Annotated in this window: 8 protein-coding genes; all 8 read left to right on the top strand. The window is 73.1% G+C overall.

Annotation, left to right across the window (positions count from 1 at the left end):
• Nucleotides 1–11: 11 nt before the first annotated feature.
• The 8 genes from ACRB68_RS00910 to ACRB68_RS00875 all read left to right on the top strand — a co-directional run bounded on the left by ACRB68_RS00910 (nt 12) and on the right by ACRB68_RS00875 (nt 12,862).
• Nucleotides 12–1,256, top strand: coding sequence for an alanine racemase (locus ACRB68_RS00910; RefSeq protein ID WP_328593568.1), 1,245 nt, complete (start codon nt 12–14; stop codon nt 1,254–1,256).
• Between the two features lie 15 nt (nt 1,257–1,271).
• The gene (locus ACRB68_RS00905) at nt 1,272–3,014 is read left to right on the top strand and encodes an IucA/IucC family protein (RefSeq protein ID WP_153530430.1); all 1,743 of its coding nucleotides are present in this window, start codon (nt 1,272–1,274) and stop codon (nt 3,012–3,014) included.
• Nucleotides 3,011–4,387 carry a lysine N(6)-hydroxylase/L-ornithine N(5)-oxygenase family protein gene (locus tag ACRB68_RS00900; protein WP_153530429.1) on the top strand — a complete coding sequence of 459 codons (1,377 nt, stop codon included), beginning with the start codon at nt 3,011–3,013 and terminating at the stop codon, nt 4,385–4,387. The genes ACRB68_RS00905 and ACRB68_RS00900 overlap by 4 nt, the downstream gene beginning before the upstream one ends.
• On the top strand, nt 4,384–5,643 hold the full coding sequence (locus tag ACRB68_RS00895; RefSeq protein ID WP_153530428.1) for a hypothetical protein: 1,260 nt from the start codon (nt 4,384–4,386) through the stop codon (nt 5,641–5,643). Before ACRB68_RS00900 ends, ACRB68_RS00895 begins: the two co-directional genes overlap by 4 nt.
• Nucleotides 5,640–7,433 (top strand): IucA/IucC family protein, encoded by a 1,794-nt coding sequence (locus ACRB68_RS00890; RefSeq protein WP_153530427.1) that lies wholly within the window; start codon nt 5,640–5,642, stop codon nt 7,431–7,433. The genes ACRB68_RS00895 and ACRB68_RS00890 overlap by 4 nt, the downstream gene beginning before the upstream one ends.
• Nucleotides 7,433–8,785 carry a glutamine synthetase family protein gene (locus tag ACRB68_RS00885; protein ID WP_153530426.1) on the top strand — a complete coding sequence of 451 codons (1,353 nt, stop codon included), beginning with the start codon at nt 7,433–7,435 and terminating at the stop codon, nt 8,783–8,785. The genes ACRB68_RS00890 and ACRB68_RS00885 overlap by 1 nt, the downstream gene beginning before the upstream one ends.
• A gap of 179 nt (nt 8,786–8,964) precedes the next feature.
• The gene (locus ACRB68_RS00880) at nt 8,965–10,485 is read left to right on the top strand and encodes a protein NO VEIN domain-containing protein (protein WP_207709547.1); all 1,521 of its coding nucleotides are present in this window, start codon (nt 8,965–8,967) and stop codon (nt 10,483–10,485) included.
• A 301-nt stretch (nt 10,486–10,786) separates the two neighbouring features.
• Nucleotides 10,787–12,862: a right-handed parallel beta-helix repeat-containing protein gene (locus ACRB68_RS00875; RefSeq protein WP_153530424.1), complete on the top strand. Its 2,076-nt coding sequence runs from the start codon at nt 10,787–10,789 to the stop codon at nt 12,860–12,862.
• Nucleotides 12,863–12,886 lie beyond the last annotated feature (24 nt).

Raw genomic sequence — 12,886 nt, 5'->3', positions numbered from 1 at the left:
GGCGTCCTCTCGTGTCGATAGAACTCCCCCCGTCCGCCGCGCCCCGCTCCGCCTACCCGCAGGACGTCCTGCCCGACCATGTGCAGAGCCGGCTCCTGGAGCTCGCGGCGGCGGGGACGCCGGTGTCGGCCTACCTGTACGACGGGCGGGTAGCGGCGGCCCGCGCCCGCGAGCTGCGCGCGGCGCTGCCCGACTGGGCGGCCGTCTACTACGCGGTCAAGGCCAACTCCTTCCCCGGGATCATCGAGGCGCTCGCTCCGCACGTGGACGGCTTCGAGGTCGCCTCGCTGGCCGAACTCGCCCTCGCCACCGCCGCCAAGCCCGCGACGGACGCGGGCAGGGCGCCGGTCGTCGCGGCCGGGCCGGCCAAGTCCGTGCCCGTCCTCACCGGCCTGGTCGAAGCCGGCGTGGAGGCCATCAACGCCGAGAGCCCGCTGGAGCTGCACCGCATCAGCCGTATCGCCCAGGAACGCGGGACGACCGCCCGGGTCGCGCTGCGCGTCAACCCGGCCGCGATCCCCGTCACCGGCTCCCTGCACATGGGCGGCGAGCCCTCCCAGTTCGGCGTGCCCGAACCGGACGTCGCCGAAGCGGTCCGCATCGCCCGCGAGCTGCCGGGGATCGACCTGGTCGGCTTCCACATCCACGCCGCCTCCAACAACCTCGACGCCGACTCCCACGCGGCCTACCTGCGCTGGTGCGTGGAGTGGAGCGCCGCCACGGCCGCCGAGCACGGCATCGACCTGCGGCACGTCGACGTCGGCGGCGGCATCGGCGTCGCGTTCGAGGGGGAGAAGCCCTTCGACGTGGCGCGCTTCGGCGAGCTCGCCGCGGCCGTCGAGGTCCCCGCCGGCGTCACGGTGGCGCTGGAGCCCGGCCGCTTCCTGGTCGCCGACTGCGGCTGGTACGCCGCCGAGGTCACCGACGTCAAGCACTCCTACGGGCGGTCGTTCGCCGCGCTGCGCGGCGGCATCAACCACTTCCAGCTCCCGACCTCCTGGGACATCGTGCACAACGTCGCGGTCCTGCCCGTCGAGACGTGGCCGCAGGGCTGCCCCCGCCCCGAGGCCGCCGGCACCCGCGTCACGTTCGTCGGCGAGCTGTGCACGCCGGAGGACACGCTGCTGCGCGACGTCCGGGTCGACCGCGTCCGCGCGGGCGACATCGCCGTCTTCCCCTACGCCGGCTCCTACGGCTGGGAGTTCGCCATGCACGCCTTCCTCGGCCACCCCGTCGCCGGCCGCGTCCTGCTCTGACCCGGGAGTCCCCGCATGCCCGATCCCCTCGACCATCCCGACCCGCTGCGGGCCGCCGACGCGGCCGCCACCGAGACGCTGCTGCGCGCCTACGTCCGCGAGACCGCGACCAAGGTCCCCGAAGCCGGCGACGACCTGCTGCTGGACTTCCCCGCGTCCGGGCTGCGGCTGAGCGTGCCGGTCCGGTACCGCTCGGCCACCGGCTGGCACCGCTTCGGCGTCCCGGTCGTGCCGGGCGGGGACGCCCCGCCGCCCGCCGACGTGGCGCTGGTCGCGGCGGCGGCCGTCCGCGAGTCCACGACCGGCCGCGGCCACCCCGCGCACCTGGGCGCCGACGCCGCGGCCCGCGTCCTGGACTCCGCCGCGCGCGTCGCCGCCCACCTGGCGGCCCGCCGCGCCGAACCCGCCGGTGCCGCCGGGCCGACCCCGTTCCTGGACGCCGAGCAGGCGCTCCTGCTCGGCCACCCCTTCCACCCGGCGCCCAAAAGCCGCGCCGAGGCGACCGAGCGGGAGCTGGCCGACTACTCGCCCGAGCTGCGCGGATCGTTCCCCCTGCACTGGTTCGCCGCCCGCCCCGAGATCGTGGTGGGGGAGAGCGCGGACGGCCGCCCGGTCGCGGACCTGCTGCGCCCCCTCGCGGACGGCGTCGACCTTCCGGCGGGCACCGTGCCCGTCCCCGCGCACCCCTGGCAGGCCCGCGAGGCGCTGCACCGCCCGGAGGTCCGGCAGTTGGTCGAGGACGGATCGCTGATCCCGCTCGGTCCCGGCGGCGCCCCCTGGCACCCCACCTCCTCGGTCCGGACGGTCCACCGCCCGGACGCCGAGGTGATGCTCAAGCTCTCCCTCGGCATGCGCATCACCAATTCCCGCCGCAACAACCTGCGCGGCGAGATGCGCCTCGGCGTCAGCGCCGCCCGGCTGCTCGCGGCGGGCCCGGCCGCCTGGCTGCGCGCCGAGCACCCCGAGTTCGCGATCCTGCGCGACTTCGCCTGGATCTCCGCCGGGACATCGGGCGCCGAGACCGGCCTGGAGACCGCCATTCGCGACAACCCGTTCCGGGGCGACGCCCGCGAAGGGCTGTGCGTCGCCGGCCTGCTGGCCGAGCGGACCGGGAGCGGGACGCCCCCGGCGCACCGCAGCCTGCTCGCCGCCGCCGTGGCCCGCGCCGCCCGCGTCCACGGGATCACGCTCGCGCAGGCCGCCGCCTGCTGGCTGGAACGCTATCTCGACGTCCTCGCCGTCCCGCTGATCCGGCTGCAGGCCCGCTACGGCATCGCCCTCGAACCGCACCACCAGAACACCCTGGTCGCGCTCGGCGACGACGGCCTGCCCGCCGCCGGCTGGTACCGCGACAGCCAGGGCTACTACCTGGCCCGGTCCCGCCTCGTGGATGTCGAGCGGCTGCTTCCCGGCGCCGCCGACGACGTCGCGCTCGTCTTCGACGACGCCTTCGTCGACGAGCGCGTCGGCTACTACCTCGGCATCGGCAACCTGCTCGGCCTCATCGGCGCCATGGGCGCCCAGCGGCTGGCGGGCGAGCACGACCTGCTGGTGGTGCTGCGCGCGCGCCTGGAGCGGCTCCGCGCCGCCGAGCCCGGCGCCGCGGGTCTGCTGGACCTGCTGCTCGACGCGCCCGCGCTGCGCTGCAAGGCCAACTACCTGACCTGCGTGGACGGTCTCGACGAACTCGTCGGCGACGTGCACACCCAGTCCGTCTACATCGACCTTCCCAACCCCCTCGCGGAGGTGCGGCCTTGAGCACGCGATCCCCCTACGACCTCGTCGGCGTCGGCATCGGCCCGTTCAACCTGTCCCTGGCGGCGCTGGCCGACGGCGTGCCGGGCCTGGACGCCCTGTTCCTGGACGCCAAGCCCGCCTTCTCCTGGCACCCCGGCCTGCTGCTGGACGGCACCACCCTCCAGGTACCGTTCCTCGCCGACCTGGTCACCATGGCCGACCCCACCAGCCCGTGGTCGTACCTGAACTACCTGCGGACCCACGACCGCATGTTCCCCTTCTTCTTCTCCGAGCGGTTCCTGATCCCGCGCCGCGAGTACGACCACTACTGCCGCTGGGCCGCCGAGCGCCTGCCGTCCTGCCGCTTCGACGCCGAGGTCACCGCCGTCGAGTGGGACGACGCCGCCGACGCCTTCGCGGTGGTCTACCGCGACGCGGCCGGCGCGCAGACCCGCGTGCTGGCGCGGCAGGTCGTCCTCGGCGTCGGCACGAACCCGGCCGTGCCCGCGCCGCTGCGCCCCCTGCTGACCGACGCGCACCGCGGCCGCGTCCTGCACAGCGCCGACTACCGCACCCACCGCGCGGCCCTCGCCGCCGCCGACGACGTGACCGTCATCGGGGCCGGGCAGTCCGGCGCCGAGGTCGTCCTGGACCTGCTGCGCCACCAGGACGGCGAGGGGCGCGGCGGCCCGTTCGTCCGCTGGCTGGCCCGCACCCCCGCGTTCGCCCCGATGGAGTACTCCAAGATCGGCCTGGAGCACTTCACGCCCGACTACATCCGCTACTTCCGCGGCCTGCCCGAGGAGCACCGCGAGCGGCTCGTCCGCGAGCAGTGGCAGCTCTACAAGGGCGTCAGCGCCGACACCCTCGCCGACATCCACGACGAGCTGTACGAGCGCACCATCGGCGGCGCCCGGCCCCGCGCCGGCCTGCACCCCGGCGTCGAGCTGCGCGCGGCCGAGGCCGACGGCGACGGCTACCTGCTGACCTGCCACCACGCCCCGCAGGACGGCGAATTCACCTTCCGCACCTCGGCGGTCGTCGCGGCCACCGGCTACAGCGCCGCCCGCCCGGCGTTCCTGGACGCCATGGGCGACCTGGTCGACTGGGACGAGCGGGGCCGCTACCGGATCGACGAGCAGTACCGCGTCGCGCTCGACCCGCGCGTCGGCGGCGCCCTCTACGTCCAGAACGCCGAGATGCACACGCACGGCGTCGGCGCCCCCGACCTCACCCTCGGCGCCTGGCGCGCCGCCAAGATCCTCAACACGGTCTGCGGCCGGACCGTCCTGCCGGTGCCCGAGCGGGCCGCCTGGACGACCTTCGGCGCCCCCGGGGACGGCGTCCCGGCGCGGGCGGCGCGGCGGCCGGACCCGGTCGGGAACCGCCGGTGACCCCGGCCCGCCCGGCGGGCCTGCCGCTGCGGGCCGTCCTCATCGCGGTGATCGCGCTCTACCTCGTCGCCGAGACCGCGCTGGCGCCCTTCCTGCCCCAGCTCTTCGACCGCCTCTACGGCGTGGACGACCCCGGCGCGACGGGGCTGTACCTGTGGGTCTGCCGCATCGTCGGGCTGGTCGTGCTGCCGCTGTGGGGGCTGGCGGCCCGCCGCGTGCCCCTGCACCGCTGCGTCGTCGCGGGGCTGTGCTCGGCGGCGGCGGTGGACGTCATGCTCGGCTTCGCGCCGAACTACGCCGCCTTCACCGCGCTGTCGGCGGCCTCGGTGGCCTGCAACGCGGCGCTGCTGCTCGCCTATCCCGCCTTCGTCGCCGAGCACACCCGCCGGGCGGCCGGGGAGCAGGGCGACGCCGAGCACGCCGGGCTGGCCGCGGTGCGCTCCATCGTCGTGGTGTTCCACGTGGCGGCGGTCGCGGCGACCCTGGTGGGGGCGGGCGTGCTCGCGCTGCCCGACCTGCGTCTCGGCGTCTCGGCCTTCGCGGTCGTGGACGTGCTGCTCGCCGTCCTCATCGTGCGGGTGCTGCGCCGGCTGCCCGCCGGCCATGGGGGACCGGCCGCCGCGCCCGTGCGGGCCCCCGGCCCGCGCCGCCGCTGGTGGCTGCTGCTGGCGCAGGCGGCGCTGATCGGCGTCGCCTTCGACTTCGCGCTCGCCGTGGCGCGCCCGTTCTTCACCGAGTTCGCCGAGGGACTCGGCAGCGGCTCCCTGGGCGGCGCCGTGCTGTTCTTCCTGCCGAGCGTGGGCGCGCTGGCGGTGCTGCCGGCGGCGCGCCGCTGCCACGACCGGTTCGGCCACCGGCTGCTGCCGCTGGCGGCCCTGGTGTGCGCGGCGGGGTTCGCATGGCAGTACGCGGCCGGCGGCGTCCCGGCGCTGGTCGGCGGCCGGCTGCTGGCCGGGCTCGGGCTCGGCCTCGCCCAGGTGGCCGTGGAGATGCGGATGTTCCGCTCCACCGGGACCGCCGGCCCCGCCTTCACCGCCGTGGAGACCGTGCGGTCCGCCGGGCTGATCGCGGCCCCGCTGCTCTCGGCGGCGGCCGTGTCCCACGACCTCGCGCTGCCGCTCGCAATCGCCGCCGCGGCCCTGCTCTGCGTTTCCGCGCTGTCCCTGCCGAAGTCGCCGGCACCCGTGCCCGCTGAGGGCCTTCCCCATCCGAGCCCCGTCCCCGTCCCTGTGCACGCCGAGGAGTACGACCGATGAACCCCGCCACCCGAGACGCCTGGGCCGAGGCAGGACGCCGGCTGCTGGTCAAGGCCGTCGAGGAGTTCGCCTACGAGGAACTGCTGACCCCCGAGCCCGACGCGGAGTCCGGCCCGGACGCCTACCGCCTGGACTTCGCGGGCGGTGTCCGCTGGACCTTCCGCGCCACCCGCGGGACCTTCGGCACGTGGCGCCTCGCCGCCCCGCCCGTACGGCACCCCGCCGACGGCGAGGCCGGCCCCGAGCGCTTCCTGCTCGACGCCCGCGGCGTCCTCGGCTGGGACGGCCCCACCACCGCCGAGGTGCTGCGGGAGCTGACCGCCACCCGCCGCGCCGACGCCGGGTCGCTGGCGCGCGCACTGCCCGCCGCCGCCCTGGCCGACCTGGACCACCTCGCCCTGGAGGCCCACCAGGACGGGCACCCCTGCATGCTGCTCAACAAGGGCCGGCTCGGTTTCTCCGCCTCCGACTCGGCGGCCTACGCCCCTGAGACGGCCGAGGCGGTCCACCTGATCTGGGCCGCCGTCCACTCCAGCCTCGCCGCCTACTCGGGTGTCCCAGGTCTGGACGCCGAGACGTTGTTGAAGGAGGAGCTGGACGACGACGTCCGCGACCGGTTCGCCGCCGCCCTGGAGACGGCCTGCGCCGACGGGCCGTACCGGGCGGCCGATTTCATCTGGATGCCCGTCCACCCCTTCCACTGGGACGAGGCGGTGGAGACCCTCTTCGCCCAGTACCTCGCCGAGGGCCGCATCGTCCGGCTCGGCCAGAGCCCGGACCGCTACCGCCCGCTGCAGTCGATCCGCACCCTCGCCAACCTGGACCATCCGCACCGCCGCAACGTCAAGGTGCCGCTGCTCATCCGCAACACCCTGGTGTGGCGCGGCCTGTCGACCGCGCCAACACACGCCGCGCCGGACGTCAGCGCCTGGCTGCATGCCCTGCGCGCGGCCGACCCCTACCTGAGCGAGGAACTGCGCTTCCACCCCCTCGGCGAGGTCGCGGCCGTCTCGGTGGGCCACCCCCTGTACGAATCGGTCGAGGACGCCCCGTACCGCTATCACGAGCTGCTCGGCGCAGTCTGGCGCGAGCCGGTGGACGCCCTGCTCGGCGACGGCACGCGGGCCCGGACGATGGCGTCGCTGCTGAAGGTCGGCTCCAACGGCCGGGCGCTCGCCACCGAACTCGTTTCACGTTCCGGCCTGCCCGCCCGCGAATGGCTGGAGGCCTTCTTCTCGGCCCTGCTGCCCGGGCTCCTGCACCACCTCTACCGGTACGGCGTCGCGTTCTGCCCGCACGGCGAGAACACCGTCGTCCTCTACGACGCCGCCGACCTCCCGGTCGGCATCGCCGTCAAGGACTTCGCCGAGGACGTCAACCTCCTGCCCGGCGACCGGCCCGAATACGCGAACCTGCCCGAGCGCGCCGACCGCGTCCTGCTGCGCTGGCCCGCCCACGAGCTCGCCCACTCCCTGCTCAGCGCGGTCTTCGCGGGGCACTTCCGCTTCTTCGCCCCGCTCGCGGCCGAGCATCTCGGCGTTCCCGAGGACGTCTTCTGGGGCCTGGTGCGCCGCGAGATCGAGCGTTACCACGCCCGGTTCCCCGAGCTCGCCGACCGCTTCGACGGTTACGGGTTGCTCGCCCCCGAGTTCGACCGGGTCGCCCTCAACCGCGAGCAGCTGCTCGGCGGCGGCTTCCACGACCGCGCCGAACGCGACGAGGGCTTCGACGTCGTCCACGGCCGCGTCGCCAACCCCCTCGCCACCGCGACCCTGAACGAGGAGAAGTGATGCCGGACTACGCCGAGCTGCGCGCCGAGACCGAGGCCGGCCGCCTGGAGGAGGTCGTCGTCGCGGTCCCCGACCTGCAAGGACGGCTCCAGGGCAGCCGCCTGTCGGCGCCCTACTTCCTGGAGGAGGCGGCCGGGAACGGCTTCAACGCCTGCGTCTACCTGCTCGCCACCGACGCCGAGATGAACACCGGCCCCGGCTACGCGATCGACGCCTGGCAGAGCGGCTTCGGCGACTTCGTCCTGCGCCCCGACCCGGGCACCGTCCGCCTGCCGCCCTGGGACCCGGGCACGGCCGTGGTGCTCGCCGACGCGCACTGGCCCGGCGGCGGGCCGGTCCGCGTCGCACCCCGCCAGGTCCTGCGCGAGCAGCTGGACCGGCTCGCCGCCCTCGGCCTGACCGCCTTCGCCGGCACCGAGCTGGAGTTCCTGGTCTTCGGCGACTCCTACGCCGACGCCTGGGACCGCCGCTACCACGGGCTGACGCCCGCCACCCGCTACAACGTCGACTACTCCCTGCAGGGGCTGGACGGCATCGAGCCGCTGGCCCGCCGCATCCGCCGCGAGATGACGCGGGCCGGGCTGCGGATGGAGACCGCGCGCGCCGAGGTCCACCCCGGCCAGTACGAGATCGTCTTCCGCTACGACGAGGCGATGCGCACCTGCGACGGCCACGTCTTCTTCAAGAACGGCGTCAAGCAGATCGCGGCGGCGGAGGGCCGCGCCGTCACCTTCATGCCCAAGTTCGACGAGGGCGAGGGCAACTCCTGCCACGTCCACCTGTCGCTGCGCGGCACCGACGGCGCGGCGGTCCTCGCCGACCCGGCGGCCGAGGACGGCATGTCCGACCTCATGCGGCACTTCATCGCCGGTCAGCTGGCCTGCCTCGCCGACTTCGCGCTGCTGATGGCGCCCAACGTCAACTCCTACAAGCGGCTGCGGCCCGGCGCGTTCGCCCCGACCGGCATCGGCTGGGGCCGCGACAACCGCACCTGCCCGGTCCGGGTCGTCGGCTCCGGGCACTCCCTGCGCATCGAGCACCGGGTGCCCGGCGGCGACGCCAACCCCTACCTGGCCGTGGCCGCCATCGTGGCCGCCGGGCTGCACGGCATCGAGAACGAGCTCCCGCTGCCCGCGCCGCACGCCTCCAACGCCCTGGCCGACCTGTCCGTGCCCCGCCTGCCCGGCACCCTCACCGAGGCCCTGCGCCGCTGGGAGAACAGCCCCGTCGCAGCGAAGGTCTTCGGCGACGACGTGGTCGGGCACCTCGCCCAGGCGGCGCGCACCGAGCTGGAGGCCTTCGAGAGCGCGGTCACCGACTGGGAGCGGGTCCGGGGCTTCGAACGATTGTGAACCTATGCGCGCGCTGGTCGCGCGGTTCTCCGCCAATGCCTGGAAAGCTGCCTTACCGCACGTCTTCAGGTGATTCCGTCCGCGGGTGGCGAGACCAGCGGCTCCAACCTCAGCAAGTCTCACTGTGTCGCTATGACCGTCATGACAGAAATGTCGGCATCTCGTGCCAAGGTATGTCCATGCGAGCGACAGCAGATGACGGCCGGGTACTGGACGCCGAATACGCGGTGGAGGTCGAGGCGGGAAGGGACCTGCTGTCGTTGGTGCTGAAAAGCAGCTCGGGGGCCCGCCCTTCTGTCGGCCGCAAGCCGTTCAATGTCGATTACCGACCTGCCCTGAAGCTGTTGCTGGCGCGGTTGAGAGAGCGCGACGCCGTCCTTGTAGAGGGCCTGGTGGACTCACGGGTGACGAGTTCGCTCCCTGAAGCCGAGCGCAGGCTGTTCGCAGCGCCGATCCGGCTCGCCGATGAGCATGATCTGGAGACATTGCGGGTGCGGCTGTGCTCCGCGCAGTCAACGATCGGCCGAGCTCCCGGCGCATCCCGGGGCGGCAACAACACCAAACGGATCCGCTTGCGGCTGAAGGTCCCCGGATACGGGCTGGCGGACGCGGCCAGGCTCGCGGCCGACCTGGCCTTACCGCGGGAGGCGCGCACGGAGTTCACCGCGCCGACAGGCTCGATCAATCGCTGGTGGGACGATGACCCGGCCGAACGCTTCTGGATGGAGATCACGGACCGGCCCGACCTCGGCGGCAACCTGATCGCGCTGCAACGTAACGGCACCGGTGGGGAGTTCTGGTCCTATTCGCTGGTCACGCAGGTTCGGCCCGGTGACATCGTGCTGCACTGGCACAAAAGCCTCAACGTCGAACCCGGGATCGTCGGTCACTCGACCGCCGTCGACGGCCCCTACGACGACCGGCTCCTCTGGGATGCCCGCGGCACCTACGGCCAGCAGCGCCCCGCCAACACCGCCCCTCTCCCGGCCTGGCGTTATGAACTGTCCAGTTTCACTCCGCTGGCTACGCCGATCGGCCAGCAGACCCTGCGCCCTTTGGAGGATCAGCTCCGTCAAGTCAAAGAAGAGCTGGAAAAGCACGTCGACGGCCCGTTGTACTACCCTTTCGTTTTCTCCGGCAGCCGTCCGCTGCGTACTGCGCAGGCGTACCTGGTCAAGGTTCCCGCTGCGATCCTGGACCTGATCCCGGCCCTTGCCCACATCGCCCGTCCTGCGCCAGCTGAACGGTCCGCACGGCGCAGCGCCTCCACTCCCGAGCGGCCTCGATCGAGGACCGGTGCCGGCTATATCGCCGACCCGATCCTGCGCAAGGCCGTTGAGGAGCACGCCGTCCGCTGCGCTTACGACTACTACCCGGACTACGAGATCACGGATGTCGGCGCCACCCGCTCTTACGACCTGTTGGCCGTCAAGGGCGACGAGGAACTCCACATCGAGGTCAAAGGATCCACTGGCATCGCTGACACGGTCGAGCTGACCGCCAACGAGGTCGAGCACGCCAAGGAAGCCCGCACCGACCTGGTCGTCGTCGATCAGATCAACTGGACACGCCGGCCGGACGGCACTGTTCAGACCTCGGGAGGACGTTGTCGCCGCTGGACTTCATGGCGTCCTGACGAGCACGACCTCGCTCCCACCCGTTACCGCTACAGCCTGCCCGCCCACACCGGCTCGTCATAAAGACGGCCGAGCCGGCGGTGTCGATTTCGTCGATGTCTGTTCGTGCAGAGGGTGGCAGGGCCACTGCAGGGAGGGGCCAGGTCGACGCGTTCGATCACGGCCACGATGTTCGTCTCCCTCGACGGGGTCGTCCAGGGCCTCGGCCGTCCGGACGAGGACACCTGCCGCCGAGCCGGTGCCGGGTGGCTGCTTCCGGCCGTCCGCGATCTTTGTTGCGAGGGTCTCTCACGTTTTCCGGGCGGCGGTGTTATCGTCCGCGAACAAGCGCTTGGGCGTGAGCCTTCGGCCGTGGGAGAGACAGATGGGTCAACGCTGGATACGCCGGGTGACGGCGGCGGTCGCGGCGGCGTCCGCGCTCGTGCTCGGGGCCTCGCTGGCCGCGGACGCGCACATCGAACGGCCGTCGTACTGGCCGCTGCCCGGCCCCGACTGCTCGGTGAACCCGTGCGCCGGCGGGAAGGTGCCGGACGCCCGCAGCCTGGCCTCGGCGATCACCACGGCGTCCGGCGGCACGGTCCGCGTGGTGTGCGCGCCGGACTCGCTGAAGCGCCTGGAGGCCTCGGTCAAGAAGGCGCGCACGTCGGGCTACAGCGTCCGCCCCCACGACAAGCGCAGCCTCGGCGCGGCCGAGGCGCAGGAACTGCTGCGGATCAACCGGGCGCTGTTCGCCCGCTGCAAGTACCGCGAGATCCAGCCCGCGGTGACCGCCTCGGGGAACAACGACCGCGTCGTGGTCATGCCCGGCCTCTACACCGAGCCGACGGCGCGCGCCAAGCCCACCCACGACAAGGCCTGCGACCCCTACAAGCTGTCCACCGGGGCCTACTCCTACCTCGGCGAGTACATGTGCCCGAACGACGCCAACCTGATCGCGGTGCTCGGCCGCGCCCCGGGCAAGGGCGCCGACCCCGACCCGCCGCGCCTCGACCGGCACGGCGTCCCCAACCTGGGCCCGTGCGTGCGCTGCAACCTGCAGCTCGAAGGGTCGGGCGTGAGCGCCGACGACGTCGTGGTGGACGCAGGCGACCCCGCCTCGGGCAACCACGGCCCGCGCAAGTCGGAGAAGGACGTGGGCATCCGCGCCGACCGCGCCGACGGGTTCGTCCTGCGGAACGTGACCGTGCGGCACGCCAACGAGCACAACATCTACGTGCTGGAGTCCAACGGATACCTGCTGGACCGCTTCAAGACGTTCTACGCCGGCGAGTACGGGCTGCTGACGTTCGTCGAGGACCACGGCCTGGTGCAGAACTGCGAGGCGGCCGGCAGCGGCGACTCCGGCCTCTACCCGGGCTCGGGCGCCAAGACCAACGTGGGCCGTGACACGCGCGTCTACCCCAAGGCGCGCTACAGCCAGGAGATCCGCTACTGCGACTCCCACCACAACACCAGCGGCTACTCCGGCACCGACGGCAACGCCACCTGGCTGCACCACAACAACTTCTATGACAACGGCCTCGGCTTCACCACCGACGTGTTCACCGCCGCAGGCCACCCCGGCTTCCCGCAGCAGGGCGACCTGGTGGAGAACAACCACTTCTACTCCAACAACTTCAACCCCTACCTGCCGGACAGCGACGTGGTGCCCACGGTGCCGGTGCCGGTGGGGACCGGGATGTGGATCGCCGGCGGCAACGACAACATCGTCCGCGACAACCGCTTCAGCGACAACTGGCGGCGCGGGGCGATGCTGTTCGCGGTGCCTGACGCCTTCGTCTGCGGCCCCGACAGCAAGCCCATGCCCGGCTGCGACCCGGCGAAGCTGTCCACCTCGCACCGCAACGCCTTCCACGGCAACACGATGACCGGCAACGGCGTCGACTTCTGGTGGGACGCCTTCCCGGCCAACACGGGCAACTGCTGGTGGAACAACGGCAAGGCGACCACCGCGCCCGCGTTCCTGCCGAACTGCGCCGACGGCAGGCTGCTGTGGGCGAGCGTCGGCCTCGGCGACATCGCCAACGAGGCCGAGCTCCTCGTCTGCATGTCCGACCTGAAGCCCGGCGGGCCCTGCCCTTGGTTCAAGTCCCCGGCGCGTCCGGCGAACTCCACGGCCGCCGCGCCCCGGCCGGTCGCCGGCGGCAAGGACGACCACCCCCACGACCACGGCAAGGGCCTGCGCATCGACGACGCGCTGCTGGCCGAGGTGACCTGCCACTCCTGGACAGAGGCGAACACCGACCAGCGCCGCAACCTGATGACCAAGATGCAGGTGTTCATGGGCGGCCAGATCGACCAGCCCGGCGCCCGCGGCGCGACGCTGACCCTGCAGAAGGCGACCAGGACGCTCGACAACGCCTGCCGCCTGCCCGCCGCCGGCCCGTTCAAGCTCTACAAGCTCTACGCCAGGACGGCCGCCTTCACCGCCCAGCCCTGACCGGGCCCGCCGCGGCCTTCGGAT

The organism is Actinomadura macrotermitis (assembly GCF_009604375.1).
GTDB classification, from domain to species: Bacteria; Actinomycetota; Actinomycetes; order Streptosporangiales; family Streptosporangiaceae; genus Spirillospora; species Spirillospora macrotermitis.
Note: the sequence above shows the minus strand (reverse complement) of the source record. Positions and strands in the feature narration are given on the sequence as shown.